Source organism: Arthrobacter sp. 10T44 (assembly GCF_056393885.1).
On the sequence record NZ_JBFTGT010000003.1, the window covers coordinates 16,349 to 41,338 of the forward strand.

Here is a 24,990-nt window from a genome sequence, read left to right on the forward strand (position 1 = left end):
TGTGCCGGGAGCGCCGTGGTGAAGGCGTCCAGGAGCGGAGCGGCGACTGCCTAGGCGCCGACGGCCTTTCGCCGTTCCCGCAGCAGCGCTTCCAGAAACTCGGAGACATGCACAGGCGCCTCCACCCGGAACTCAGCCTGGGTGAAGTCCAATCCGACCTTGACGCCCAGGTCCCCGCGGATGAGGCTGCCCAGGGCGTCCTCGTCCGTGGTGTCATCGCCGGCGAAGACGACTGCGGTGGCCCCGGTTGCCTGGCGGAGGAATGAGATCCCCTCGCCTTTGGAGGCGTGCACGACGGCGGTTTCCAGCACACGGTTTCCGGTCTTGAGGAAGACGCCCGCGCGGTCCTGCAGAGCGGCCTTGGCGGCCGCCACGGCATCCTCGGCGACGTCGTCGGCGGCCAGGCGGGTATGCAGCACGACGCCGGCGGGCTTGTCTTCGAGCAGGGTGCCGGGCGCGACGTCCACGATCTCGGCCAGGATCCGCCGCACGTCCGCGAGCAGTTCCCGCTGCGCGTCGTCGAGCTGGAGTTCGGTGGAACCGGGGCCCATCCAGACTTCCGCGCCGTGGCTGCCGATCAGCAGGGTGTTCTCCGGCGGCGAGGCGACCGCCCGCAGGCTGTCCAGGGCCCGGCCGGAGATGAGCGCCGTCGTCGTCCGCGGCAACTCCGCGAGGGCGGCGAAGGCGGCGGCCGAGCGGGGCAGTGCCCGGGCGTCCCCCGCATGGTCCACCAGCGGGGCCATGGTGCCGTCGAAGTCCATGGCCACCAACAGCTGTTCCGTGCCGGCGACGCGGTGCACGGCCGCCAGCAGTTCGGGGGAGAGGGAGAGGCTGGTCCGGGCTGGGTTGGGCTCAGGAGTCATCGCGGACCACCTTTTCCTTGAGCGCGCTGAGGAAGTCCGCGGACCAGAGGTCGACGTCGTGGGTGAGGATCTGCTTGCGCATCGCGCGCATCCGGCGAGCGGCCTCGGCGGGCTGCATGTTGACCGCCTTCATGATGGTGTCCTTGAGGCCGTCGATGTCGTGCGGGTTCATCAGGAGCGCCTGTTTGAGCTGGTCCGCGGCGCCGGCGAATTCGCTGAGCACCAGGGCGCCGTCGTTGTTGGTCCGGGCCGTGACGTATTCCTTGGCGACCAGGTTCATGCCGTCGCGCAGGGCGGTGACGAGCATGACGTCGGCGGCCAGGTAAAGGGCCACCATTTCCTCGATCGGGTAGCTGTGGTGCAGGTACCGGACGGCGGTGTTCTGCATCGTGTCGTAGGTGCCGTTGATGTGGCCGACGGTGCCTTCCACTTCTTCGCGCAGCAGTCGGTACTGTTCGACGCGTTCGCGGCTGGGGCTGGCAACCTGGATCAGGGAGGCGTCCTCCACCGTGACCTTTCCGTCCTGCAGGAGTTCCTCGTAGGCCTTGAGCCGGTGCCGGATGCCCTTGGTGTAGTCCAGTCGGTCGACGCCCAGCAGGATGGTCTTGGGGTTGCCGAGGTCGCGGCGGATCTGCTTGGCGCGCTCGATGATCTCCGGCTTCCGCGCCAGTTCACTGATCTGCTTCACGTCGATGGAGATCGGGAAGGCCTGCGCGCGGGCAATGTGCGTGGTTTCGCCGTCGGCGCCCTTCACGTGGACCTGCTGCTGTTTGACGCTGGCCCCGAGGAAGCGGCGGGCGGAGCGCATGAAGTTCCCGGCGTCGCTGCTGCGCTGGAAGCCCACCAGGTCCGCGCCCAGGAGCCCGTCGATGATTGCGCGGCGCCACGGCAGCTGCGCGAAAATCTCCGGCGGCGGGAACGGGATGTGGTTGAAGAAACCGATCTTGAGGTCCGGGCGCGCCTCGCGGAGCATCTTGGGGACCAGCTGCAGCTGGTAGTCCTGCACCCAGACAGTGGCGCCCTTGGCGGCATGGCGGACGACGGCGTCGGCGAACCGTTTGTTGACCTTGCGGTACGAGTCCCACCAGGCGCGGTGGAACTCGGGAGGGGCGATCACGTCGTGGTAGAGCGGCCAGAGCGTGGCGTTGGAGAAGCCCTCATAGAAGAGCTCGATGTCCCGCGTGCTGAGCTGGACCGGGATTAGGTCGATGCCGCCGTGGCTGAACGGCTCGAGGTGCTCGTCGGGGGCGCCGTGCCAGCCCACCCAGGCGCCGTCGGTCTTGGTCATCATCGGCGCCAGCGCGGTCACCAGGCCGCCGGGGGAACGGCGCCAGCCGTCCTCGCAGCCGGGCTCATCCGGGGAGCACCGGTCGACCGGCATGCGGTTGGACACCACCATGAAATCGAAGGTGGCGCCTGGCTCCGACGCGTTGGCGTGCATTTCGGTGGCGGGCTCGGTGTGTTGCCCCCCGTCGGCTGTCTGTGCAGTCTCCTGCTCGGCGCGCTGCTCAACGCTCTCGGTTGCTTGCATTGGTGCCCCCTGGGGTCGCTTGTGGCTCTCATCCACCCTAGCCGGGCGGAATCTTCTGTGCTATTCGTCCGTTGGGCACACGGAAGGAAACTTGAAAGCGCAAGCTCCTCAGGTTTCTCCCCTAAAATGATGAAGTTGCCACCCAGTGGACCATCCCAGGCCGATCGACACGAGGAACCAATGAGCGCCGCAAACGAACCCCGTCAGTCCAAAGCGGAGCGCACCGCCGCGGCCCGCGAGAAAGCCCGTGAGATCCGCGAGGCGCAGCTGAAGAAGGAAAAGCGCAACAAGCTGCTCATCGGCTGGGGCATCGTGGCCGCCGTCGTCGCCATCATCGTGATTGTGGCCCTGGTGGTCACCTCGAACATCAAGAACAACGCCCCGGTAGCCGACTCCGGCCCGACGCCGGCCAACGGCAACGTCCACGGCGGCGTCACCCTGCTGGCCAACACCGCAGTGGCGAAGACCGAACCGGCCACCGTCAATGTCGCGGATCTGCCCTCGCCCGCCGCGACGCCTCCCGCCGACATCAAGGCACCCGGCGCCGAGGCCGAGGCCGGCAAACCGGTCAAGGTGGTCCTCTACATCGACTTCATCTGCCCGGTCTGCAAGAACTTCGAGGCGCAGTACAACCCCACCCTCACCAAGCTGCGCAACGAGGGCAAGATTACGGTCGAGTACCGTCCGCTGGGCTTCCTGGACAGCCGCTCCAGCACCAATTACTCCTCGCGGGCCGCCAATGCCGCGGCCTGCGTCGTGAACGAATCCCCGGAAAAGTACTCGGACTTCGTTGACGCCCTGTTCGCCAAGCAGCCGGCCGAGGGCACTGCGGGCCTCTCCGACGCGGAGCTCAAGACGATGGCGACCGACGTCGGGGCCAAGAGCATCGACAAGTGCGTGGATGACAAGACGTACCGCCCGTACGTGAAGTACACCACCCAGGAGGCGGCGGCCATCGGTGTCACGGGTACGCCGACGGTCTTCGTCGAGGGCAAGCAGTGGGGCAAGGGCGCCAGCGCGCAGACCCCGTTCGAGCAGTTCCTGCAGGCCGCGGTGGACGCCAAGAAGTAACCGCCGCACGAAACAGCAGCCCGGCCCCGGATCCGTCCGGGGCCGGGCTGTCTCGTTCCGGCATTTTTCTCCGGCGGGGGTCCGTGGGCTACCCTTGTCTAGCAGTCAGCGTCGGGCCGGAATTTCGGTCAGGCGACGACGGCGGATTGCCTCCTTAGCTCAGTTGGCCAGAGCACCGCTCTTGTAAAGCGGGGGTCGTCGGTTCGAATCCGACAGGGGGCCCCACGAACCCCTCCATTCCGGCGATTTTGCCCGGGATGGAGGGGTTTTTTGTGCCTAGGATCTCGGCACAGCACGTTTACATGCAGTCTTGTAGGCGCACGGTCGCCACGCGTCGGCCAGCCGGTGCAATACATGACGGCGCAGGCCACCTTCGAGGCCGGGGTTAAGGCGGCGCTGGACGCCAACCGGCAGGCCAAATTCGCCAACGACCGGCCATAACCGCAGGTCAGGGGGCGTTTCCACTGGACGAAACCGTGATTCCACCGGCTACACTCACCGTTGGGGGCGCCATTGACGGTGAGTCGGAAGCGTTCAGCAGTCACATCCCTACTGCCACAACAACCGACTAGGAGGTGCGGGAAACCGTGCCACAACGAACCACTTCACGGGCCGCTGCCGCCGCGGTAGCGATCGCGCTCACCGCCGGCCTCTCGGCGGGCTCTCTGGTCCTCGCGGTACCGGCATCCGCGGCTGGTAACGCACCATCCGCCCTCTCGCCGGCCCAGGCACAGAAAAGGCAGCTGATCGACGCCGTGTTCAAGGAGTTGAACAGGTTCCGCGCCTCAAAGGGGCTCAAGCCGGTGAGGCTCGGTCTGGACGCCACCGAACTCCTCGAAGCAATGGTCGCCGACTGGTCATCGGACCTCAACAGCCCAGATTCAATCCAGTGGAACAAACGCATCCGCGGGTACACCAGGATGGAGCTCGGTTCCGCCTTCGTCAACAATGCAGCGGAATGGGCCAACAACCGCCTTCTGGCCGAGCCGCAGACCAACGTCGTAGGAATAGCAGCCGGGACCGACGGGGTGCTGTCCACGACGGTGTACGCCTACCCGACGCTGCCGGCGCAGACCTTCGATAGCGCCGATGCCTACTTCGCGTACCTCGACCTGCCACAGCTGACTGGCCCCGCCCCGAAAATCACAGGAACCGCGGCGTGGGGCAACAAGCTCACGGCCGACCCGGGAGTCTGGCCCGCAGGGACGAAACTGTCCTACCGGTGGTTCCAGACCAACTCCTACGGCTACACGTACTTCGCGGACGACAACTACAGCGGGGAAGCAACCCGCAGCAGCTATCTCATCGGAGACAACGAAGCCAACAAGAACCTCTCCGTGCAGGTGACCGCGATCCTGCCGGGACAGCGCGCTGCCGTCATGTACTCCGCTCCAACCGCGCTGATCAAACCGGCAGAAACCGTGATCAACTCCAAACCCCCTGCTATGACCGGCACGTTCGAGGCAGGGCAGACGGTCTCCGTTGACCCGGGTGCCTGGGAGCCCGGGACCACACTGTCGTACCAGTGGGTCGGAGGCTCCGCTTCAACATCCCGGACCATGGCCTTGACGAAAGCCGGCGAAGTGAGGGTGCAGGTAACAGGGTCCAAACCCGGTAAGCGCAGCAGGACAATAACGGTTGACGCCAGAACCGTCATTGACATCAACACCGCCATTCCCCGCCAGATCTTCGGCGACATCTTCAAGCCCCGTGAAGGCGCGCCAGCAGTCGGCGAGGAATTCCATGCCTGGTTTACCGGAGAATGGCAGAGCGGAACGACCCTTACCCAGCAGTGGACCCGCAACCGAAAGCCCATCCCCGGCGCCACCGGATCCAGCTACAAGCTGACCACCGCCGACGTCGGTGCAACGATTGCCCTGTCCGTCACCGGCACCCGCGCCGGAAACAAACCACGGACTGTGTTCGCCGAGCCGAGCGAAAAGATCGTGGCGCCCCGGCCCCCGGTCGTCAACACCAAACTCCCGACGATCAGCGGGACCGGTCTTGTCGGCAAGACCCTGACGGCGAACCCCGGAACCTGGACCCCAGGGACGCGCTTCACCTACCAGTGGACGATCAGACGCGGCGTGAGCACGTACCCGATTGCCGGCGCGACATCGAACACCTACACGCCTAGGGCCGCCGATGACGGGGGCATCGTGAGCGTAAACGTCACGGGCTGGAAGGACGGGTACACGCCCTTCATGATCGGCGGCCTCGGAGGCGGCAATCCACCGTCCGTTGAAGTGCACAAAGCCCTCGTCGCAACTCCGCGCATCACCGGGCCCGCCTTCCAGACCGACAGCGGTTCGGTCTTCCAGGGCCAGACCCTGACTGCGGAGGCCTGGAAGAGCGGCGCTGCACTTGGCTTCCAATGGAAGCGTAACGGCGTCGTTATCCCGGGAGCTACGAACCCCACGTACAAGACCGGCAACGGCGACGCCGGCAAGAAGATCAGCGTCACCGTGACGGGGAGGCTGGCCGGCTTCCCGACGGCAAGTGCGACCTCGGTCGCCACGACACCCGTCATGCAGCTCCAGACCCAGTATTTTGGGCTGCCTTCCGTCTCCTGGGGCAACGGGCGGATGCCGGTCGTCGGTGAGACGGTGCGTGTGCTCTCCGTGGGGAAGTGGACACCCGGCGCGAAGTTCACCTACCAGTGGAAGCGCAACGGGGCGGCCATCAAGGGGGCAACCGGTTCCAGCTACAAGGCGGCGTCTGCGGACGTCAACAAAATGTTGTCCGTCTCGGTGACCGGTCAAACCCCGGACTATCTGCCAGTGACCTTCGATTCGCTGCCTACCCCGGTCCGGGCCTCCGCCCCTCGGCCCCCGGGGCCGCCTCCGATGTACCCGGGCCACCGCTGAGCCACCTCTTAGTCAAACACCCGGGCGAGCAGGTGCCCGAACGACCCGTACGCCGCGAGCCAGCACCAGCCGATCACGCCCCCGAACAGGAGCAGCCAGACGGGCGAGGGGATCACATGGTCCGGCGGAACAGCAGGTACGCGTCCGAGGTCTCCAGCGCGTCCTGGAGTTCCTGCCCCGGCGCAATGACGTCGTCGTGCACGGCTCCGATAAGGCGGCCGTCGCCGCTCTGGACGATCTGCCGGTGCTGAAGGCCTCCGGCGAGTATGGCATCGCCCGCCGCCTGGTCCACGAGCCGGGCGACTGGGAGCTCGTCCCTGAAGGTGGCACCGTAGCCCCGTAGCCGGCTGACAGACGAAAGCCCGGCCGCCCGTTGATGGGTGGCCGGGCTTTGCTGTGCTGCGCGGGTCCGGTCAGGTCTCCTCGGTGAGGTCCACGACGTCGGCGCCGGCGTTCTTCTTCACGGATTCGATGCCGTGCATCGCGCTGGCCTTGGTCTTGTAGCTCTCGGAGGTGGCGGTCGCCTCGCCGTTGCCGGCCTTGAGCCGGAAGCGGTAGCCGCCGGCTTTGTCCTTGTAGACCCCGAACTTGCCTGCCATGGTGACACCCTCCCCTGAGACTGGACGCCCACCGGCCCGTTGCCGGACGGGCCACACACTACCTGCGGGACTGCCCCCGGTGAAGGAGGGTCAAGCCCCGGCTATGGTTTCTTGCCGGCGAGGATCTTCCGGGCGGCGTCCGCACGGGCCCCGGTGCAGTTCGTCGTCCGGTAGCCGCTGCGGCGGAGGTCCCCGCCCATCGCCGAGGCCATGCAGTCGGCCAGCTGCTCGACGCCGGGGGTGGTCCGTGTCCCGTAGATGGCGTTCATCCGGTTGGCCAGCTGGGAGTAGTTGTCGGCGTACACCTTGTAGGAGAGGATGTGCGCGCACTCGTGCAGCGAGACGAACTTGAGCGACGTCTGGTCGGGAAGGCCGGTGGCTATCTGGATCTGGCGGCTCGGGCTCCAGGCATAGCTCCAGGTGCCCGGGATCAAGGTGATGACCTGGTTCGGGCAGAAGCGCTTCATGTAGTCGTAGGAGGCTTTCGTGTAGCCGGTGTACCGGGCCTGGTCCACGTGCTCAATCGTGGAGGTGGGGGAGGTCCAGGACTTTTGCCGGGCCGTGGTGTCGACGGTGACTCGATATTTGCGCGTCACCGTTCCGACCGTTAGCGGGGTCTTTGCAACGGCAAAGTATTTGTTCGCCTTGGTGAAGGTGAGCGTCTGCAGGTTGACCCATTTACCGCCGCGGTATTCCTGCAGGTGCCCGGTCCGGTTCGTCAGGTCGTAGTTGAGGGCGTACGCCTGGGACCACTGCGTCCGGGCGGCCACCCGCCCGTTGGCCGTGCTGAACGGCTTCCCCAGGCTGCCGCCGGGGAGAGCGACAACATAGGTCGGCTGCCGCCTGTACGTGAGCGTCAGCGGGGAAGAGGTGGCGAGTGTCTTGCCCGCATTGATCAGCAGCGCCCGGAAGGATGCGGAACCTTCAGACTTGAAGGTGTAGGCGGCGAATCGCGCCTCCGGCTGGGTTGAGGCCAGCTGCGGCGACGTCCAGACTGTCTTCCATCCGCTGGAGTCCTTGCGCTGCAGGGCGATGGTCGATCCGGAGCGGCCGGTGTCCCAGCCGCTGAAGATCAGGGTCTTGGCTGCCGACCCGGAATCCCTGTTGTCAGAAACGTAGATCGTCTGGGCTACCGGCGCCGCGGGCGGGGCCGGCGGGGGAGCGGGTTGTCCCCACACCGTCCAGTTGCCGCCCCAGGCGACTTCGGTCCCACTTTTCAGGGCCACGGCCTGGAGCCGGACCATACCCGTGACTGTGGCGCCGTACGAGGCCACGATCGTGTACTTGGCAGTCGTCGCCGGTGCCGGCGCGGTCCAGACGCTGTCCTTGCCGTCGATCGTGATGTTCAGCCGGGCTGTGAGTCCGATGCCGTTGGTCATCGTGATGGTGACGGTGTTCCCGCGCCCGTGCTCGGGTTCCAGTTCGATCGCAGGCTCCGCGGTGGATTCGGTGGATTCGGTGGCGATGGCCCCGGCCTGCGTGGCCTCCGTGGCCAGGGCCGGTCCGGCCGGTGTCAGCAGCCCCGCGGTGACCGCCAGTACCGCGGCCATGGCCGCAACAGACCGGCGCAGAAGTCCTCTGTTGTTCAATTCCCCCACCTTGTTCGAAAGACGCGGGGGATGGGCCGTGACCGGGACCCGGCCGGCGAATGTTTCCCCCAGTGCAGACTCTAACTGCGAACCGGGAGTTTTGTCCCGCTTTGTCCCGCTGATGACGGCGCCGCGGCCCTCCGCACACATGGGCTCCATGACAGTCGACGCCCCCTTCCGACCGTTCGCCCTGAAGCGGCCCTGCGGCGACTGCCCGTGCCCGGGGCAAGAGAAAAGGCCAACCGCGCGACAAGCCGTTGCGTGATTGGCCCTTTCGCCGGATCAGCGGATGACGATCGCCGGTGTGTACTTGTACTCGGTGTAGTGGGCCCCGGAGCCGTCAACTGTCGCGATGGCAGCGATCACGGCGCCTTTGTCGGCCGACGTGGTCCTGTACGTGGAACCAGTGACGCCAGGGATGGCCCGGAAGTTGCGGAACCAAGTGAAGGTGGCCTTGGGGTCCTGCTTCCAGACGGCCGTCAGAACCGATCCGGCCGTGGCGTTGCCGCTCAGGACGGGCATGGATCCCGGCGTCGGAGCCGGCTGGACCTGCAGGTCCAGCCACGCCGCCTCAACAATGGTGTCCGCGTAGCCCTTAGCCGAGCCCGTGACGATGGCGGTCACCTTCGCGCCGACGTCGGCGTTTGTGAGCTTGTAAGCACGGGCGGTGGCCCCCGGGATGACGGCCCCGTTCCGCAGCCATTTGATGGCGGTCTTCGCGCCGGCCTGCTTCCATCCCGCGGGGGAAAGGAGGAGGGTGTCGCCGGCCTGCGGCATGCCCCCGATACTCGGCCCCAGCTTCGGGTTGCCCGGAACGCCGAAGACCGGCTGCGGGGCGACGGTCAGCCGCTTAAGCGCCGAAGGCTTCACCGGCACCGAGTACGAGCTGGCGAGCACCTTGCCGGAGTTGATGCCCTGCGCCCGGAGCACGATCAGAGTGTTCAGGTCTGTCTTCGTCAGCTTGTAGGTCAGGGAGGTAGCACCCTTGATGGGCACACCGTTCCGCAGCCACTGGTATTTCACTGCCACCGGGACGGCCATCGCCCAGGAGGACTTCTGGGTCCCGCGCAGGATGCTTCCCGGGGTGCCTGTGCCGGCGACGACAGGTGCTGGGGAAGAAGCAGATATGACAGCGGAGTTGGGGGAGACCAAGGTGACGGAACGTCTTCCGGCTTGGGAGAAGACGGCACGGTAGCTGATTCGTTTACCTACGTCCGCGGCCGTGGGACGGTAAGTGAAGCCGGTGGCGCCCCTAACGGTGACGCCGTTGCGGAGCCACTGGTACGCAACCTTCATCTCCGGAGATCCGCCGCGGAAGCTGATGAAGAGGTCCATGCCGACCTGGGGGACCCCGCTCAGCTGGACCGACGCCGGAGCCTGGGCCCGTGGCAGCGTTGCCGCCTCGATGGAGATGGCCGGAGCCAGCGGCTGGGCGGCTCGGGCCGGAAGGCCGACAGCCGATACGGCCAGTGCGGCGATAGCCCCGGCAGCGCCGAGACGGATAGTTTTGCTATGCAATTTTCCCCCAATGTACAGACCCCCGCCGACACCCGGCAGGGGTTTGTTCGACATGCTAACGGGGAAGCACCCTTTTCGGCGCGAACGGCCCGCGGCGTCTCGGCGAAACTGTCGGGAAAACGTTCGAAGCCGACAGGGCCCCACGAACGTCTCCATTCCGGCGATTGTGCCCGGGATGGAGGGGGTTTATATGCCGGAAGCCCGGGCGTTATACGTTTGTCCACTGACTAGAGACGTCAGGGCGCCCGTTCTCCGGGGCGGTCAGGAGTGGGGCTCGACCTGGAACACCACGAAGTTCGTGTGGTCGCTTTTGTCCGGGCTGCTCACATTGAACTTGTAGTCGTACTTGCCGTCGGGTCCGGAGGTGCTGCAGAACGTCGTCGTCCCGCCGACGTTCGGCCGCCGGGTGCAGGTGCCCTCGACGGTCATGGCGAAACCGGCCGTGGAGCCCACGGCCTTCAAATCAGCGACGGTGAGTTTTCTGCCGGCATCCCAGCGCGTGGCGATGCTGGGGCAGGGATTGGTGGAGATGCAGAGGAACGTCTCCCGGCGAACGATGTTGTCCCGTAGCTTCCAGCCCGCGGGAATGGTGAAGCGCTCGGCGCGGGCGACCACATCGGCGGTGACCTTGTCTTCGGCGGACCGGACAAAAAGAACGCGACGGCGCCAACAACCAGCACTGCCGCCAGGACGAGCCGTGTCCGACGTTTCACCGTGTTCCCCCAAAACGGTTAGTGCCAACACGCCGGACCCCGGGACGCCCGGGAGGGTGTTTGACGGCATCGTATCGTCAGCCCTAGTCATTGTCCGAGGAATCCGCACCTCGGAAATACCATCTGGCCCGGCCGGACCCCGCCCGTCGCTGGCGGGAGGAAGGGGGCGACGTAGCTGAGCGTAGCCATCCTGAAGCGATCTTCGCGCCGCCGGCCCTCCCCGCTACTGACCTCGAGCAGGGGAGCTCGCACTGGGCGTTGCCCAGAACGAAAGGTTTGGAAGCGCCGTCCACGGAGGGCCTTTTTGTGCGCTTGGAGCCTGCCTGTGCCGCCGTTTCGACGTTTCCCTGCCCAAACGATGCTTCGAAGCGTCGAGTGGGCAGGGAATCGTCGAGACGGGCCCTTAGGGCGGCCTATCCGGCGGTGATCTTGATCCCGACGACCGCCCCGGTCCAGGGGCCACCGGGGTGGAGGCGCGTCAGCTTGGCGCTGAGGTAACCTTTCCGCAACTGGACGACCTGGGTCTGCGCCCCGGAGCAGTCGACCTCGAATACCGTATGCTCGGTTCCGCTTTCCGTGTCCTGGGAGAGGTAGATCTGGGCATGCGGAATGCCGACGCAGGCCAAGGTGACAGTATGCTGACCGGCCGCCAGGACGGCCGCAGCCTTGCTGAAGCCCACCCCCGGACCGTCTGCCGGGCCGGAGTCGGCTAGGAGCGCAGATCCGGAAGCCTTCGCCAGGCGCCGCTCTAGCTCGGCGTAGTTGCGCGCCTCCACCGCCAGGACATCGGGATTCTTCGCAGCAATGGTGGGTGCCGGCCAGTGGCTTTGACCAGCGGTACGCTGTGGATCGCCCGGATCCTCGTAAGTGCAGGCGCCCAGGCCTGCTGCCAGCAGCAGGCTGATGGTGATCGCCGCAACGGAGCGGACTGCCGTCGTTCCCCCAAGACCGGACATGCGCCGAGTCTACGGACTGTCCCCTGGTTGGCAAGCCGCCCGCGTTTCGGGCGCCGGTTGGGTGTGGATCCGGAGGCTGGCCGGGTCCACGAGGGGTTATTGCTGGATTTCCAGATCAGTGATCTTCCAAGTCGACTCTTGGAATGTCAGGGTGATTTTCCCGAGCTTGTCGCCGCTTCCGCCCTGCCCGGACTTCTCAATGCCCTTGATCTTGATGTCACTTCCCCTGATTGTTGCGGTCTCGCCGTCGAGGGCGATGCCTGACTCGTTGGCGCTCATCTCCGTATCGGGGGTCAGCATGGCGACGAGTGCGAAGATACCGATCAGGCCGGCGGCCTTCTTGTCGTCCAGGTCCAGGTATTTGTAAGACTCAGGGAACCCGCTCTTGAACTTCGCCGCCTTCTCCTCGGGGGTGTCATTTGTGGAACCGCCAGCCATGGCAGCCTTCATGTAGGCATCCGACTCGTTGGAAACGCTCTGCAGGAACGCGTCGAGAACCTTCTTCACCTCCGCGGGCTTGTGCTGGACGACTTCGGCCGCCGGGGCCGCGGCCGAGGATCCGGCAGGCGGTGCGTCTGCCGGGCCGGAGCTGTTCGCGCCGCAGCCGACCGTACCGGCGACTATGACGAGTGCCGAAAGCGCTGCGCCGAGGTTGCGGACGATCAAGTTCATGGTTCCCCCATTTGTCGTACTGACGTGTGCGCGACCAGCTTATGACTATCCCCTGACATCCAAGCCAGCCCCCTCACCCCTCCGGACGGGTGGCCTCTTCCAGGATTTCCAGCAGGTGCCGGTAGGAGTGGCCGGTGGCCTTGGACATGCCCAGTTCGCAGGTGCGGTTCGTTGAGGCGTAGGCGTCGAATTCGCGTTCGTTGATTTCCCGGGCCTGCTTGTCCGTGGCGGAGTCGGTCAGTTCCGGGTGCAGCAGGCCGCGGTCGCCGGCGAAGGCGCAGCAGCCCCAGTTCAGCGGCACAAACACGTCCCCGGTTACGGCCCGGGCGATGTCCATCAGCGCACCGTTGGTCCCCAGCTGGGTGGAAGAACAGGTCGGGTGCAGGGCCATGGATCCCACCGGCGCGGTGACGGTCAGCTTCCCGAGCACGTGCTGGTGCACGAACTCCACCGAGTCCACGAACCGCAGCCCGGCGTACCGTTCCCCGCCCTCGGCCGCGAGCCGCTTCATGGTCTCCAGGCCCTCGGTGCAGGAGGCGGCGTCGCACACCACCGGCAGCCGGCCCTGGCCGCTGGCCTCGTAAAGGCCGTCCAGGACCTTCGCGGACATCGCCGCGTAGCCCTGCGCGAAGCCCTTGGATTTCCACGGGGTGCCGCAGCACAGGCTGCCGATGTCGTCCGGAACGGTCAGCCCCACGCCGGCGCGCTCGCAGAGCTCGAGGAACGCCTGGGCCGAGCCCTTGGCGGGGCCGCCCGCACCGCCCTCAGCGCCACCGGGCTTGTCGGCGGGGCCGAACATGGTGCCGATGCAGGCGGGGAAAAACACGGCGACGCTGTCCGGGTCGCGCCGCGGCCGGCGCCTGGAGCCGCCGCCGGGCAGCACTGCGTCGTAGGCGGGAACGGTCTCCGCGCCCAGCAACGCACGGCCGACGGCGGTCGCTGCCTTGGCCAGCGGCGCGGGCATCGCCTTCGCCACGGTCAGGGCCACGCCGCCGCCGGACGTGACCGCGCCCCAGTGGTCCGCCGCGGCGCTCCAGCCGGCTTCCGCGACGGCGTTCGCGTTTTCCTTCCGCAGCCGCCGCACCAGGTCCCCGGTATTGATCAGCACCGGGCAGGCGGTGACGCACATGCCGTCGGCCGCGCAGGTCTGCACGCCGTCGTACTCGTAGTCCTTGCGCAGCCGGGCGGCCAAGGCGTCGTCGCCGCGCAGTTCCGCGGCGGCCATCTCGCGCCGCAGCACGATGCGCTGGCGGGGCGTGAGAGTGATGTCCTTGCTCGGGCAGACCGGTTCGCAGTAGCCGCACTCGACGCAGCGGTCCACCTCTTCCTCCACCGTCGGCGCCACCTTGAGGTTCTGAACGTAGGAAAGCGGCTCCTCCGCGAGCAGCACGCCGGGGTTGAGGAGATTGGCGGGGTCGATCAGCCCTTTGATCTCCTGCATGACTTCATAGAGCTCGTCGCCGTACTGGCGGCGGACGAACGGGGCCATGATGCGCCCGGTGCCGTGCTCGGCCTTGAGCGAGCCGCCAGCGCCGAGGACCAGGTCCACCATGTCGTCGGTAAAGGCCTGGTAGCGCAGCAGCTGGGCGGGGTCGTCGAAGCGCTCGTTGAGCATGAAGTGGACGTTGCCGTCCTTCGCGTGGCCAAAGATCACCGAGTCCTCGTAGCGGTGTTCGGCGAAGAGCCGGGTCAGTTCGCCGCAGGTATCCGCCAGGGCTGGAACCGGAACCACGATGTCTTCCAGCAGCGCGTTGGTTCCGGAGGGGCGGGCGCCGGCCACCGTCGTGTAGAGGCCCTTGCGCACGTGCCAGAGTGCCGCGCGGTCTTTCGGGTCCGTGGTCAGCGCGAACGGCGAGGCCAGGTCCAGGGACGCGAAGAGCGGCTGCGAGTTGTGACGCTTGCCGGTCAGTTCCGCGGCGTCGGCGCCCTGGTGTTCCACCAGCAGCGCGGTGTGTCCCTCGACCGGGAGCGAACGGATGGCCGCGGGCGCGTCGGCAGCGAGCTGCGCGACCTTCAACGCGGCGGCGTCCATCAGTTCGATGGTCGCCAGGCCGGATGCCACCAGCTCGGGCAGGGCGGCCGTGGCTGCGGCGAGCGTGTTGAAGACCAGCAGCCCGGTGGCGACGGCGGGCTTGACCTCGACGGTGCGGAAGACCGCTTCCGCCACGAAGCCGAGGGTGCCTTCGCTGCCGATCATCAGGTGCATCAGGATGTCGACGGCGCGTTCGTAGTCCAGGAACGAGTTCACCCCGTAGCCCATCGTGTTCTTCATCGAGAACAGCGAGGTGATGGTGCGCACCGACTCCGCGTTTCCGGCCACCCGGCGGCGCAGCCGCAGCAGGCCCTCGTGGAGTTCCGGCTCCAGTTCGCGCAGGCGCGCGTCCGCGTCGGCGTCGGCGGTATCGATGACCGTGCCCGAGGGCAGCACCAGGACCATGGATTCCAGGGTGCGGTAGGTGTTGAACTCCGTGCCGCAGGCCATCCCGGAAGAATTGTTGGCGATCACGCCGCCCACGGTGCAGGCGATTTCGCTCGCCGGGTCGGGGCCGAGTTTGCGGCCGAACGCGGCCAGGCGGGCGTTGACGCTGCGGATAGTGGCGCCGGGCTGGACGCGGACGCGGGCGCCGCCGTCGAGGACCTCGATGCCGCGGAAATGCTGGCGGGTGTTGATCAGCAGGCTGTCGCTGAGCGCCTGGCCGGAGAGGCTCGTGCCGCCGGAACGGAAAGTGGCGGGCAGGTTGAGCTCGCGGCTGCGGCGCAGCAGCTGCCCGACGTCGTCGGCGTTGCGCGGGGTGGCGACGCCCTGGGGGATCAGCAGGTAGTGGGACGCGTCGTGCGCCATGGCCCGGCGGTCCAGGTCCCGTGTGCTGACCGTGTCGAGGTTCAGCTGGTCGATCAGGGGTGCGGCGGCGGCCGTGGCGGTCATGGGGTGCTCCAAGGTGTTACGGGGTGGGAGGGGATTGCGGCGGGGTGGCTTCCTGCGCCCGAAGGTAGAACCACTCGATGTGTTCGCGCAGCAGGCGGCCCGCAAGCTCGCCGTCGCGCGCCCGGACGGCATCGAAGATGCCGTGGTGCTGGCTCCGTAGCTCGCAGAGGACATCCGGCCAGGACTCCATCGCGTCCATGGCGCCCTTGACGTAGCCGACGATGGAGCCGCTGAGGGACTCCATCATGGTGGCGACGACGGCGTTCCCGGCGAGCGAGCTCAGCGCGACATGGAACCGGGCATCCAGTTCGTGGAAGGTCGCCCGGTCAATCCCTGGATTGTCCATGGCGTCCAGCAGCGCGGCAGCCTGCTCCAGCTCTTCCTCCGTGCCGCCGCGGGCAGCCCCGGCCTGGGCCGACCAGGTCTCGAGCAGGATGCGGGTCTGCACGATGTCCTCGACGGGCAGCCGATTGCTGGCCACATGCAGGCGCAGGGCGGAGGACAGGCCCGCGGACGGGTCCGAGATAACGATGGCCCCGGAGGTTGGCCCGGAGCCGACGGAGCTGCGCAGCACGCCCATGGCGTCCAGGATCCGGATGGCTTCGCGGACCGAGGCCCGGGAGATCCCGTAGCTTTCCGCCAGGGTCCGCTCGCCCGGAAGGCGGTCGCCGAGCTTGATCTTGCCGGAGCGCAGATCGGCCTCGATGTCCTGCAGGAGCGCGTCATAGGTACGACGGCGGGGGGCTGCTCCTGCTTCGGCGGCTGTCACGGGCTTTTCCTTCCGGGCGGGAGTGCGGGCCGTGGCGCGGCCCGCACTCTTGATTGCGTGGGGGCTGGCGGCTAAGGCAGCATCCAGCCCAGGACGGGGGTGGACTGCAGGAAGGCAAGGGTGCACAGGACCAGCAGGAGAGCCACGCTCCACCCGACCACCTTACGCAGGATCACCGACTCCTGGCCGTCAAGGTTGACGGCTGTCGCCGCGATGGCGAGGTTTTGCGGACTGATCAGCTTGCCCACGACGCCGCCGGAGGTGTTGGCGGCCACCAGCAGGTTCGGATCGATGCCCGCCTTCAGGCCCGCGGTCTGTTGCAGCTTGGCGAACAGCGCGTTGGCGGATGTGTCCGAGCCGGTCACGGCGGTGCCCAGCCAGCCGAGCACGGGCGAGAGGAAGGCGAAGAAGCTGCCGGTGCCGGCCAGCCAGGTTCCGATCGAGACCGTCTGGCCGGAGTTGTTCATGACGTACGCCAGGGCGAGCACCGTGATGATGGTCAGCCCTGCCCAGCGCATCTTGAAGATGGTCCGTCCGATCTCCCGGACCGCGTCGCCGACCGAAAGGCGGAAGCGGCCGCCGTCGTCGTACTTGGAGTAAACCAGAGCCACCAGCAGCCCGGTGATCAGCAGCAGCGTGCCCGGGCTGGACAGCCACTGGAAGGTGTACACGGTGGAGGAGACCGGCTTGCCCTCGGCGTTGACCAGGGCGTCGTGCAGGATCGGCCAGGGGATCTTGATGTCCGTGGCGGCGAGGAACGCGGGCAGGTCGAGCCCGAGCTTCCAGAGCTTGGCGATGCCGAACACGACGATCACGAGGAAGTACGGAAAGAGGGCCAGCCACGTGCGCGTCGGGGTAAGGCCGCCGTCCGTGGCCTTTTCGGCGGTCACGACGCCGGCCTTGCCGGCATCCTGCGAGCCGCTGCTTCGGGCGGCGGTGCCGCGGGCAACAGCGTCGGCGGCAACGCCAAGGCGCTCGCGGGCGGCCGCGCTGCCCTTCGGCTTCCACATCCGGAAGAACACCACGGCGGCGCCGAGGCCCACAAGCGAGGCCAGGATGTCGGTGAGTTCATAGGAGAAGAAGTTGGAGCACAGGAACTGGGCGACGGCGAAGGAGCCGCCGACCACCAGCGCGGCGGGCCAGCAGTCCTTCAGGCCGCGGCGGCCGTCGATGATGAAGAGCAGGATCAGCGGCACGAAGGTGGCCAGCAGGGGAGCCTGGCGGCCCACGATGGAGGCGATGTCGGTCGCGTGCAGGCCGGTCAGTCCGGCGGCGGTCGTAATCGGGATGGCCATCGCGCCGAACGCGACCGGTGCGGTGTTTGCCACCAGCACGGCGGCGGCAGCACGCAGCGGCGGGAGACCCAGGGCCAGCAGCATGGTGGCGGTGATCGCCACCGGGGCGCCGAAGCCGGCGAGGGCCTCAAGCAGGCCGCCGAAGCAGAAGGCCACCAGGACGGCCTGCAGGCGCACGTCGCCGCCGCCGATCACGTCGAAGACGCGGCGCAGGTCCTCGAACCGGCCGCTGAGGACGGTCACCTGGTAAAGCCAGACGGCCATAACGACGATCCAGAGCACCGGGAAGGCGCCGAAGACCCCGCCCTGGGTGGCCGAAAGGATCGCCAGGCCGGCCGGCATGTGGAAGGCGGCGATGCCGACCACGAGGGCGGCCAGCAGGGCGAAGGCACCGGCCACGTGGGCCTTGGTCTTCACAACGGCCAGCAGGATGAAGAAGGTGAGCAGCGGCAGTAAGCCAACGATGGCCGACCAGGCCACGCTGTTCAGCACCGGGTCGGTGGTGGGGGTGAAGTGGTCCACGGAAGTTCCTCTGCGTTGAGAGACGACGAGTTCTTTGGTCAGACCACTGTGGTCGGACCATGAGAGTGTAGCGCAGATCTCATTCGGCGTGTGAGGGGGTTCACTTCCCTGTTCAGGTTGGGAGTGGCGGGCATCACGTGCTTTACTATGGTCAGACCACACACGTCGGCGCTGCTCGAAAGGCTGTCATGAGAATCGCTTTGTTCGCCACCTGCATCGTCGATGCGATGTATCCGCGCACCGCGCAGGCCACCGTGAGCATCCTGGAACGGCTGGGGCACGAGGTCGTGTTCCCGCCCGGCCAGGCCTGCTGCGGGCAGATGCACGTCAACAGCGGCTACCTCCAGGAAGCCGTCCCGGTCGTCGCCAACCACGTGCGCGCCTTCGACACCGGGGACTACGACGTCGCCGTCGCGCCGTCCGGGTCGTGCGTCGCCTCGGTCAAGCACCAGCACCCGATGGTGGCCCGCTCCTGCGGCGACAGCGCGCTGGAAGCCAGGGCTGCCGCCGTCGGCGCCAGGACCTACGAGCTCTCCGAGCTGCTGGTGGACGTGCTGGGCGTGACCGACGCCGGCGCCCAGCTGGGCTCCTACTTCCCGCACCGGGTCACCTACCACCCGAGCTGCCACGGTATGCGCCTGCTCCGCCTCGGCGACCGCCAGGCCCGGCTGCTGCGCAGCGTCCAGGGAATCGAGCTGGCCGAGCTGCCCGAAGCCGACCAGTGCTGCGGCTTCGGCGGCACCTTCTCGATGAAGAACGCCGACGTGTCCTCGGCCATGCTCGAGGACAAGACCGCCAACGTCCGCTCCACCGGCGCCGAGCTGTGCACGGGCGGGGACGCCTCCTGCCTGATGCACATCGGCGGCGGCCTGTCCCGGCAGGGCAGCGACGTGACCACCCTGCACCTGGCCGAAATCCTCGCCAGCACGGCCGAAGCGCCGGCGTCCGTCACCGGCGAGGTACGCGTTTCCACCGGAAAGGCAACACGATGAGCACCTTCCTGGGCATGCCCTCCCTTCCCGTCTTCGGCACGGGTAACCTGCATGCCGCCGAATCGTTCCCGACGGCGGCGCACCGCGAGCTGGGCAACGCCCAGCTGCGCGCCAACCTCGGCCACGCCACCCACACCATTCGCGACAAGCGTCTCCAGGTCGTCTCCGAACTGCCCGACTGGGAACAGCTGCGCGACGCCGGATCCGCCATCAAGGAATCCGTGATGGCCCGGCTCCCCGAACTCCTCGAACAGTTCGAGCAGCATTTCACCGCCCGGGGCGGAGTCATCCACTGGGCGCGCGACGCCGACGAGGCTAACGAAATCGTCGCGGGACTGATCCGGGACACCGGCGAAACAGAAGTGGTCAAGGTCAAGTCCATGGCCACCCAGGAGATCGGGCTCAACGAATACCTCGAACAGCAGGGGATCACGGCGTTCGAAACGGACCTGGCCGAGCTGATCGTGCAGCTGGACCACGACAAGCCCAGCCACATCCTGGTCCCCGCCATCCACAAGAACCGCACCGAAATCCGCGACATCTTCCTGCGCGAAATGCCCGGCGCGGACCCGGAGCTGACCGATAACCCCGCGGTGCTGGCCATGGCGGCCCGTGCGCACCTGCGCCGCAAGTTCCTCACGGCCAAGGTGGCCGTGTCCGGGGCCAACTTCGCGCTCGCCGATTCCGGCACCCTGGCCGTCGTCGAATCCGAGGGCAACGGCCGGATGTGCCTGACGCTGCCGGAGACCCTGATCACCGTGATGGGCGTGGAAAAACTGCTGCCGAGCTGGCAGGACCTCGAGGTGTTCATGCAGCTGCTCCCGCGCTCCTCCACCGGGGAACGGATGAACCCCTACACCTCGTTGTGGACCGGTGTCACCGAGGGGGACGGGCCGCAAAACGTGCACCTGGTGCTGCTCGACAACGGACGCAGCGCCGCGCTCGCGGACGAGCTTGGCCGCTCCGCACTGCACTGCATCCGTTGCAGCGCGTGCATGAACGTCTGCCCGGTGTACGAGCGGACCGGCGGCCACGCCTACGGCTCCACCTACCCCGGTCCGATCGGCGCCATCCTTTCCCCGCTGCTGACCGGCATCGAGTCGGAGGAAAACAGCTCCCTGCCCTACGCTTCCTCACTGTGCGGCGCCTGCTACGACGCCTGCCCGGTGAAGATCAACATTCCGGACATCCTGGTGCACCTGCGCAGCGTGGACGTGGACAGCAAGCGCGGAAAGAAGAAGCTGCCCAGCCAGATGGACGTCGGCATGAAGGCCGCATCCTGGGCGCTGTCCTCGGGGAAGCGGCTCGGGCTGCTCGAAAAGGGCCTTCCCGTGGGCCGCCTGGTGGCCGGTCCGGACAAAAAGATCACCAAGCTGCCCGGCATCGCCGCCGGCTGGACCCAAAGCCGCGACATCCCGGCGCCGCCGCAGAGATCCTTCCGCGACTGGTGGGCCAAGGAACACCACGGCCCGGAATCCGGCGGCACCCCCGCGGATACCCACAACAACGCCCAGGACAACGCCCAGGACAAGGAAGACGGAGCATGAGCGCGCGCGAAGATATCCTCGGCCGGATCCGTTCCGCGCTGCGGGACGCACCCCTAGCACCGCAGATTCCGCGGGAATACCGCGCATCATCCGAGCTGGACCAGGATGCGCTGATCCATCTGCTGGTGGACCGTTTGGTCGACTATAAAGCCCGGGTCTGCGTGGTGGACGCGGCCGAGGTGCCCGTGCGGATCGCCGAACTGCTCGCGGACGCCCGCAGCTACGTCGTGCCGGCGGGGCTCGACGCCGGCTGGACCGCCGGCATCGGCTCCGCCCGGGGCGGCGATCGCCGCCGCGTGGATTCCGTCTCTGAGCCGCTGACCGTTGCCGAGCTGGACGCCACCGACGCCGTCGTGACTGCCAGCGCCGTCGCCGTCGCCGAAACTGGGACGATCATCCTGGACGGGAGTCCCAACCAGGGCCGCCGCGCCATCAGCCTCGTCCCGGACCACCACATCTGCGTCGTGAACGCCGCCGACATCGCCGGCATCCTCCCCGAGGCGCTGCGGCGGATCGACGGCACCCGGCCGCTCACCATGATCAGTGGACCGAGCGCCACCAGCGACATCGAACTTGAACGCGTCGAAGGGGTCCACGGTCCGCGCACCCTCGACGTGATCATCGCGCGGTAGTCGCGGCGGTCCTGACCAACGCCGCAGGAAGGAAGCGTCCGTGGCCTATTACTGCCATCACGTCTGGCACGACCTGGTCGGCCTCGTCGTGGAGGTCCGCAGGGAAGGCGCGGTGGTCCGCGAAGGACTCGTCGACGCCGCCATGGCGGATTCCTCCGCCCTCTGGATCGCCGCCGACGCATTCCAGGACCGGGTGCTGATCGAAGCCGCAGAGGGCTATGAGGTGTGGCTTGAACCCCGTCGGCTGGACGGCAAGTCCGCTTATCGGCTGGCTCAGAGTTGGCGGGCTCCCCGGAGACCCGGAATGGCATCTTCCTTGGTGGGGAAGTAGCCGAAGAGGACCTGCCGGGGCTGCCCTCGAATCCACTTTCTGCCAGACGCGAGGACCGCCGGCGGGACGTTCGGCCCTTGACCGTCCCAAGGTCGCGGCGAAGTGTAGGCCTATGACTGATTCACATCCGGAACTGACGCCGGACATCAAGTCCACCGACCTCGAGGAAAAGCCGACGGCGGTGCTGCGCGAGACCGTGCCCATGAATGCGCTGCGCGAATTCTTCGACCGCGCCTACCGTTCCGTAATGACGGCCGTGCAGCAGCAAAACGTCCAGCTGGCCGGGCCGCCGTTTGCCCTGTATCGCGGCATGCCCACGGACGTCGTCGACGTCGAGGCAGGCTTTCCGCTGGCCGCGCCGTATCCGGGCGGGGGAGCCCAAGCGGAAGAGTCAGGCGTGACTGCGGGCACGCTGCCTGCCGGGCGGGCGCTCGAGGCGATGCACGTGGGGCCATACGAGACCTTGCCGGAGACCTACAATGCCGTGATGGCCAGGATGCAGGCGGAAGGCCTCACTCCGGGCGACGCCATGTGGGAGTACTACCTCAGCGACCCTGCCACGGAACCGGATCCGGCGGTTTGGAAAACCCTCATCGTCTGGCCGGTGGCCTGAGCCCGGACGGAACCCGGCGCTAGTCCGCGTCGATTTCTTCGAGGAGCTTCCTGGCGGCTTCGGCGATATCGTCGTGGCCGTGTTGCGCGGCCCGGCTCTCCAACGAAATGACGGCGCAGCGGTGGACTTTCTTGAAGTCGCCGAAGGGAAAGGTCACGCTGCCCTTGGTTCCCTCGGAAGCGTCCGGGTCCACCCCCAGATGCCAGTGGGAGAACTCCGCGAATCCGTTCTTTTCAATGAACTTGTTCTCCTGCTCGGCTGACGGTGCGTGCTCGCTCCAGTCGTCCCGGGTGTCCCGCTGGACCTTCCCGTCTTTGACCAGTCGGCGGGCGAGGGAGAGCGCTTGTTTGTTCAGTTTCGTAGCCATCATTGCCTCCAGATTGACCCTGTCCGGCGACGCTTAATGTCGCTTTCACCACACTATTCTTCATCTCCAAGGATGATGCCCTAAACTGCTTCACTGAGGTGCCTGAAATGGCGCTGCGCAGCAACGAAAGTGAACCCCGCTATGGCTACCGATTACGACGCCCCACGCAAGACAGAAGAAGAGTCTCCCGCTGAATCGCTGGAGGCCCTTCAGGCATCCCGTGGCGGCGGTGCCCAGACTGCTGTTATCGACGTCGACGAGAACGACACCGCTGAAGGCATCGACCTTCCCGGCGCCGACCTCTCCGGCGAAGAACTGACCGTCATTGTTGTTCCCGAGCAGTCCGACGAATTCACCTGTTCCTCCTGCTTCCTGGTCCGCCACCGGTCCCAGGTGGCCAAGGAAAAGAACGGCCTGAAGTACTGCCGCGACTGCGAAGGCTAAAGCCCTCCCGCCCGGACCCCCGGGCTCGTTTCGAGAATTTTGATTTACCCAAAGCAAAGCGCCGGACGCCCGCCAGGGCCCGGCGCTTTGCCGTACCCGCCCGCTGCCGAACCCAACTGACTCGCAGCAGGTGTCGTTTTGAACCCTCAAAACGACACCTGCTGCGAGTTAGTTGGGGCTAACGACCTCTCGTCAACCCAGACGGGCGGTTCTACTCTTGAGGTATCCGGGTGAGGTGGATGTCCGGATGATTCGAGGGGGCGGCTGTCGTGACAAAATCCCGAGCGAACAGGCTCACCGTCTGGCTGGTGGCCTTGCTGACGGCGGCCGGGCTGGGGCTCCTGGCGCCCGGGCCGGCCGCGGCGTCACCCTATTGCGGACTCGTGTGGGGATCGCTCGCCAAGGCCGACGCCGCCATGAGCCAGGCGAAGGTGGTCAACGTCCGGACTGGCCAGCACTACTGCTTCGACCGCGTCGTCATCGACCTCAACGGACCGGCGGCCGGCTACTCGGTGCGGTATGTGCCCCAGGTGGTGCAGGACGGTTCCGGCCTGCCGATCCCGCTGCGCGGCCAGGCCTTCATCCAGCTCACCGCCAACGCGCCCGCCTACGACGGGGGCGGGAAGTCCACCTACAACCCGGCCAACAAGGCCGAGCTGAGCAATGTTGCCGGGTACCAGACCTTCCGGCAGGTGGCCTGGGCAGGAAGCTTCGAGGGATATACCAGCCTGGGACTGGGGGTCCGCGCGCGGCTGCCCTTCCGGGTCTTCACCTTGGCCGGGCCTGGCTCGGGCTCCCGCTTGGTCATCGACGTGGCGCACTTCTGGTGAGCTGGCGCGGGTGAGGCCGCGCCCGAACTCCTGAGGCGCGCCCGACGGCGGTAGCGGCTACAGCGCGCCGAGCTCCGCCCGAAGCGGGTATTCCGTGCCGTCTAGCACGAGCTGGGTGCAACGCCCGGTGGCGGGGTTAAACACGATCGGTGCCATCAGGTTCACCGTGGTGGACGCGGGGGAGTGGTTGACCACCACCAGCACCCGGGGCGAATCGCCGTCGCCGAGTCCGAGGGCTTCCAGCGCGGCGGCCGGAAGCGGCGGCGCGTAGCCGGGAACGAACACTGCGGCGTCCGCAAGGAACAGCCGCACCGGCGCAGAACCGGATTCGAGGGCGAACAGGCCAGGGGCGCTGTCGATGTTCCGCAAGGCGAAGTCGTGCACGTTCTCCAGGCCCGGCATCGGAGCGGTGAACGTCACGGGAGTGCTGGCAAGGGGAGTAGCCATGACCGGGGCGCTCACCGCAGGAAGTCCATCAGCGTGGGCTGCAGGACCTTCGCCGTCGCAGCAAGGGCCACCTGGTAATTGGTTTCCTGAAGCTTCAGGTCCATGATCACGCTGCCGAGATCTGCCTTCTCAATGCCCATCTTCTGTGCATCCAAGGTCGCCTCCAATTCTGTGTTGACGCTGCCGGCGCGTTCCAGCTGCGCTTGGCGTGTTCCGATGTCCGAACGTCCGTCGATGACGTTCTTGACCCCGGCCTCAAGCTGTCCGGCAAGTGCGGACACGTCCTGATTGTTGCGCAGTCCGTTAACGATGCCGCTGACCGTGTAGAAGATCGAGGTTGGGCCGTTACCGAAAATCGCGGCGCCGTCGGCATCCACCCTGACCGTCTGGTTTTCGCTGATGCGGCGTTCCACCGAGCTGTTGGGAACGCCGTTGAACCTGGTCGGAGTGCCGGCCGCTCCGGCGGTGAACGCGTTGGCGGCATCAGAGCTGCCGGCAAAGATGTTCCGGCCCAGGTGCTTCCTGTTGGCAATGGAGAGCAGGTCTGCGTTCAGGCCCTCCAGCTCCAAGGCGATCGCGTCCCGGCCGGACTGGCTGAGGGTGCCATTGCCGGCCTGGACGGTGAGGTCCTGCATCTTGTGGACAACGTTGGTGGCCTGTTCCAAGGCCGAATCCGCGGCGGTCAGCCAGCGGTCGCCGTCGTCGATGTTCCTGCCATACTGGGCGGCGGCGGCGATCCGAGAGCGGGTCTGCAGGGCCTGGGCCGTGGCTGCAGGATCGTCCGAGGGCCGGGAGATCTTGTCCAGCGTGGTGGCCTTGTCCTGCAGCTCGGCGAGTTTGGCCTGCTGGGTCTGCAGCGTCCGCTGCGCCGAAGTGCTCATGGTCAGGTTTGTTAC

At 67.0% G+C, this 24,990-nt stretch carries 24 protein-coding genes and 1 tRNA gene; 11 read left to right on the forward strand and 14 right to left on the reverse strand.

Features of this window, described 5'->3' with window-relative positions; genetic code table 11:
* Positions 1 to 50: 50 nt before the first annotated feature.
* Together otsB and AC1DBL_RS06615 are read right to left on the reverse strand one after the other, a co-directional pair.
* A complete protein-coding gene (gene otsB, locus AC1DBL_RS06610) occupies positions 51 to 863 on the reverse strand; it encodes a trehalose-phosphatase (RefSeq protein ID WP_476893178.1) in 813 nt (270 codons plus the stop codon).
* Complete coding sequence (locus tag AC1DBL_RS06615) at positions 853 to 2,304, reverse strand: alpha,alpha-trehalose-phosphate synthase (UDP-forming) (protein WP_441418392.1); 1,452 nt, start codon at positions 2,302 to 2,304, stop codon at positions 853 to 855. Before AC1DBL_RS06615 ends, otsB begins: the two co-directional genes overlap by 11 nt.
* 270 nt (positions 2,305 to 2,574) lie before the next feature.
* Here AC1DBL_RS06615 and AC1DBL_RS06620 point away from each other — a divergent pair, with 270 nt between their 5' ends.
* The 4 genes from AC1DBL_RS06620 to AC1DBL_RS06635 all read left to right on the forward strand — a co-directional run bounded on the left by AC1DBL_RS06620 (position 2,575) and on the right by AC1DBL_RS06635 (position 6,675).
* Entirely contained in the window at positions 2,575 to 3,465 is an 891-nt protein-coding gene (locus AC1DBL_RS06620; protein WP_441418196.1) for a DsbA family protein, read from the forward strand.
* Positions 3,466 to 3,613: 148 nt separating this feature from the next.
* A tRNA-Thr gene (locus AC1DBL_RS06625) sits at positions 3,614 to 3,690 on the forward strand.
* A gap of 362 nt (positions 3,691 to 4,052) precedes the next feature.
* Positions 4,053 to 6,332 (forward strand): hypothetical protein, encoded by a 2,280-nt coding sequence (locus AC1DBL_RS06630; protein WP_476925735.1) that lies wholly within the window; start codon positions 4,053 to 4,055, stop codon positions 6,330 to 6,332.
* A gap of 196 nt (positions 6,333 to 6,528) precedes the next feature.
* Positions 6,529 to 6,675 carry a hypothetical protein gene (locus AC1DBL_RS06635; RefSeq protein WP_476925736.1) on the forward strand — a complete coding sequence of 49 codons (147 nt, stop codon included), beginning with the start codon at positions 6,529 to 6,531 and terminating at the stop codon, positions 6,673 to 6,675.
* 70 nt (positions 6,676 to 6,745) lie between these two features.
* On the opposite strand, the gene AC1DBL_RS06640 is transcribed toward AC1DBL_RS06635, so the two are convergent.
* The 9 genes from AC1DBL_RS06640 to AC1DBL_RS06680 all read right to left on the reverse strand — a co-directional run bounded on the left by AC1DBL_RS06640 (position 6,746) and on the right by AC1DBL_RS06680 (position 17,891).
* Positions 6,746 to 6,931: a YegP family protein gene (locus tag AC1DBL_RS06640; protein WP_476925737.1), complete on the reverse strand. Its 186-nt coding sequence runs from the start codon at positions 6,929 to 6,931 to the stop codon at positions 6,746 to 6,748.
* Between the two features lie 101 nt (positions 6,932 to 7,032).
* Positions 7,033 to 8,520 (reverse strand): hypothetical protein, encoded by a 1,488-nt coding sequence (locus AC1DBL_RS06645; RefSeq protein ID WP_476925738.1) that lies wholly within the window; start codon positions 8,518 to 8,520, stop codon positions 7,033 to 7,035.
* 282 nt (positions 8,521 to 8,802) lie between these two features.
* A complete protein-coding gene (locus tag AC1DBL_RS06650) occupies positions 8,803 to 10,038 on the reverse strand; it encodes a hypothetical protein (RefSeq protein WP_476925739.1) in 1,236 nt (411 codons plus the stop codon).
* 261 nt (positions 10,039 to 10,299) lie between these two features.
* Positions 10,300 to 10,653 (reverse strand): hypothetical protein, encoded by a 354-nt coding sequence (locus tag AC1DBL_RS06655; protein WP_476925740.1) that lies wholly within the window; start codon positions 10,651 to 10,653, stop codon positions 10,300 to 10,302.
* A gap of 511 nt (positions 10,654 to 11,164) precedes the next feature.
* The gene (locus AC1DBL_RS06660; protein WP_476925741.1) at positions 11,165 to 11,707 is read right to left on the reverse strand and encodes a hypothetical protein; all 543 of its coding nucleotides are present in this window, start codon (positions 11,705 to 11,707) and stop codon (positions 11,165 to 11,167) included.
* Positions 11,708 to 11,803: 96 nt separating this feature from the next.
* Complete coding sequence (locus AC1DBL_RS06665) at positions 11,804 to 12,379, reverse strand: hypothetical protein (RefSeq protein WP_476925742.1); 576 nt, start codon at positions 12,377 to 12,379, stop codon at positions 11,804 to 11,806.
* 73 nt (positions 12,380 to 12,452) lie between these two features.
* Positions 12,453 to 15,305, reverse strand: coding sequence for an FAD-binding and (Fe-S)-binding domain-containing protein (locus AC1DBL_RS06670; RefSeq protein WP_476925743.1), 2,853 nt, complete (start codon positions 15,303 to 15,305; stop codon positions 12,453 to 12,455).
* Positions 15,306 to 15,321: 16 nt separating this feature from the next.
* Positions 15,322 to 16,074, reverse strand: coding sequence for a FadR/GntR family transcriptional regulator (locus AC1DBL_RS06675; protein WP_441418199.1), 753 nt, complete (start codon positions 16,072 to 16,074; stop codon positions 15,322 to 15,324).
* Positions 16,075 to 16,145: 71 nt separating this feature from the next.
* Positions 16,146 to 17,891: an L-lactate permease gene (locus AC1DBL_RS06680; protein ID WP_441418200.1), complete on the reverse strand. Its 1,746-nt coding sequence runs from the start codon at positions 17,889 to 17,891 to the stop codon at positions 16,146 to 16,148.
* 188 nt (positions 17,892 to 18,079) lie between these two features.
* Between AC1DBL_RS06680 and AC1DBL_RS06685 the strand changes: the two genes are divergently transcribed.
* The 5 genes from AC1DBL_RS06685 to AC1DBL_RS06705 all read left to right on the forward strand — a co-directional run bounded on the left by AC1DBL_RS06685 (position 18,080) and on the right by AC1DBL_RS06705 (position 22,006).
* Complete coding sequence (locus tag AC1DBL_RS06685; RefSeq protein ID WP_476925744.1) at positions 18,080 to 18,883, forward strand: (Fe-S)-binding protein; 804 nt, start codon at positions 18,080 to 18,082, stop codon at positions 18,881 to 18,883.
* Positions 18,880 to 20,430 (forward strand): LutB/LldF family L-lactate oxidation iron-sulfur protein, encoded by a 1,551-nt coding sequence (locus tag AC1DBL_RS06690; protein ID WP_476893172.1) that lies wholly within the window; start codon positions 18,880 to 18,882, stop codon positions 20,428 to 20,430. Before AC1DBL_RS06685 ends, AC1DBL_RS06690 begins: the two co-directional genes overlap by 4 nt.
* The gene (locus tag AC1DBL_RS06695; RefSeq protein ID WP_476893171.1) at positions 20,427 to 21,062 is read left to right on the forward strand and encodes a LutC/YkgG family protein; all 636 of its coding nucleotides are present in this window, start codon (positions 20,427 to 20,429) and stop codon (positions 21,060 to 21,062) included. The genes AC1DBL_RS06690 and AC1DBL_RS06695 overlap by 4 nt, the downstream gene beginning before the upstream one ends.
* Before the next feature lie 40 nt (positions 21,063 to 21,102).
* Entirely contained in the window at positions 21,103 to 21,393 is a 291-nt protein-coding gene (locus AC1DBL_RS06700; RefSeq protein WP_476925745.1) for a hypothetical protein, read from the forward strand.
* A gap of 112 nt (positions 21,394 to 21,505) precedes the next feature.
* Positions 21,506 to 22,006 (forward strand): GyrI-like domain-containing protein, encoded by a 501-nt coding sequence (locus AC1DBL_RS06705; protein WP_476893169.1) that lies wholly within the window; start codon positions 21,506 to 21,508, stop codon positions 22,004 to 22,006.
* Positions 22,007 to 22,025: 19 nt separating this feature from the next.
* Here AC1DBL_RS06705 and AC1DBL_RS06710 read toward each other — a convergent pair whose 3' ends face one another.
* Positions 22,026 to 22,373, reverse strand: coding sequence for a hypothetical protein (locus AC1DBL_RS06710; protein ID WP_476909197.1), 348 nt, complete (start codon positions 22,371 to 22,373; stop codon positions 22,026 to 22,028).
* Positions 22,374 to 22,514: 141 nt separating this feature from the next.
* On the opposite strand from AC1DBL_RS06710, the gene AC1DBL_RS06715 reads away from it, so the two are divergent.
* Both AC1DBL_RS06715 and AC1DBL_RS06720 read left to right on the forward strand, forming a co-directional pair.
* Positions 22,515 to 22,817, forward strand: a complete 303-nt coding sequence (locus tag AC1DBL_RS06715) for a DUF4193 domain-containing protein (protein ID WP_056741192.1) — start codon at positions 22,515 to 22,517, stop codon at positions 22,815 to 22,817.
* 269 nt (positions 22,818 to 23,086) lie between these two features.
* A complete protein-coding gene (locus AC1DBL_RS06720; protein WP_476925746.1) occupies positions 23,087 to 23,647 on the forward strand; it encodes an AMIN-like domain-containing (lipo)protein in 561 nt (186 codons plus the stop codon).
* A 57-nt stretch (positions 23,648 to 23,704) separates the two neighbouring features.
* Here the strand turns inward: AC1DBL_RS06720 and fliW are convergent, their stop codons facing one another.
* Both fliW and flgL read right to left on the reverse strand, forming a co-directional pair.
* Positions 23,705 to 24,094 (reverse strand): flagellar assembly protein FliW, encoded by a 390-nt coding sequence (fliW, locus tag AC1DBL_RS06725; RefSeq protein ID WP_476925747.1) that lies wholly within the window; start codon positions 24,092 to 24,094, stop codon positions 23,705 to 23,707.
* An 11-nt stretch (positions 24,095 to 24,105) separates the two neighbouring features.
* Positions 24,106 to 24,975, reverse strand: coding sequence for a flagellar hook-associated protein FlgL (flgL, locus tag AC1DBL_RS06730; RefSeq protein ID WP_476925748.1), 870 nt, complete (start codon positions 24,973 to 24,975; stop codon positions 24,106 to 24,108).
* Positions 24,976 to 24,990 lie beyond the last annotated feature (15 nt).

Excerpts from the sequence above, each read along its gene's own strand:
- otsB (WP_476893178.1), bottom strand. The coding sequence starts at position 863 with ATGACTCCTGAGCCCAACCCAGCCCGGACCAGCCTCTCCCTCTCCCCC.
- AC1DBL_RS06615 (WP_441418392.1), bottom strand. The coding sequence starts at position 2,304 with ATGCACGCCAACGCGTCGGAGCCAGGCGCCACCTTCGATTTCATGGTG.
- AC1DBL_RS06620 (WP_441418196.1), top strand. The coding sequence starts at position 2,575 with ATGAGCGCCGCAAACGAACCCCGTCAGTCCAAAGCGGAGCGCACCGCC.
- AC1DBL_RS06640 (WP_476925737.1), bottom strand. The coding sequence starts at position 6,931 with ATGGCAGGCAAGTTCGGGGTCTACAAGGACAAAGCCGGCGGCTACCGC.
- AC1DBL_RS06660 (WP_476925741.1), bottom strand. The coding sequence starts at position 11,707 with ATGTCCGGTCTTGGGGGAACGACGGCAGTCCGCTCCGTTGCGGCGATC.
- AC1DBL_RS06665 (WP_476925742.1), bottom strand. The coding sequence starts at position 12,379 with ATGAACTTGATCGTCCGCAACCTCGGCGCAGCGCTTTCGGCACTCGTC.
- AC1DBL_RS06670 (WP_476925743.1), bottom strand. The coding sequence starts at position 15,305 with ATGACCGCCACGGCCGCCGCCGCACCCCTGATCGACCAGCTGAACCTC.
- AC1DBL_RS06685 (WP_476925744.1), top strand. The coding sequence starts at position 18,080 with ATGAGAATCGCTTTGTTCGCCACCTGCATCGTCGATGCGATGTATCCG.
- AC1DBL_RS06690 (WP_476893172.1), top strand. The coding sequence starts at position 18,880 with ATGAGCACCTTCCTGGGCATGCCCTCCCTTCCCGTCTTCGGCACGGGT.
- AC1DBL_RS06695 (WP_476893171.1), top strand. The coding sequence starts at position 20,427 with ATGAGCGCGCGCGAAGATATCCTCGGCCGGATCCGTTCCGCGCTGCGG.
- AC1DBL_RS06705 (WP_476893169.1), top strand. The coding sequence starts at position 21,506 with ATGACTGATTCACATCCGGAACTGACGCCGGACATCAAGTCCACCGAC.
- AC1DBL_RS06710 (WP_476909197.1), bottom strand. The coding sequence starts at position 22,373 with ATGGCTACGAAACTGAACAAACAAGCGCTCTCCCTCGCCCGCCGACTG.
- AC1DBL_RS06715 (WP_056741192.1), top strand. The coding sequence starts at position 22,515 with ATGGCTACCGATTACGACGCCCCACGCAAGACAGAAGAAGAGTCTCCC.
- fliW (WP_476925747.1), bottom strand. The coding sequence starts at position 24,094 with ATGGCTACTCCCCTTGCCAGCACTCCCGTGACGTTCACCGCTCCGATG.
- flgL (WP_476925748.1), bottom strand. The coding sequence starts at position 24,975 with ATGAGCACTTCGGCGCAGCGGACGCTGCAGACCCAGCAGGCCAAACTC.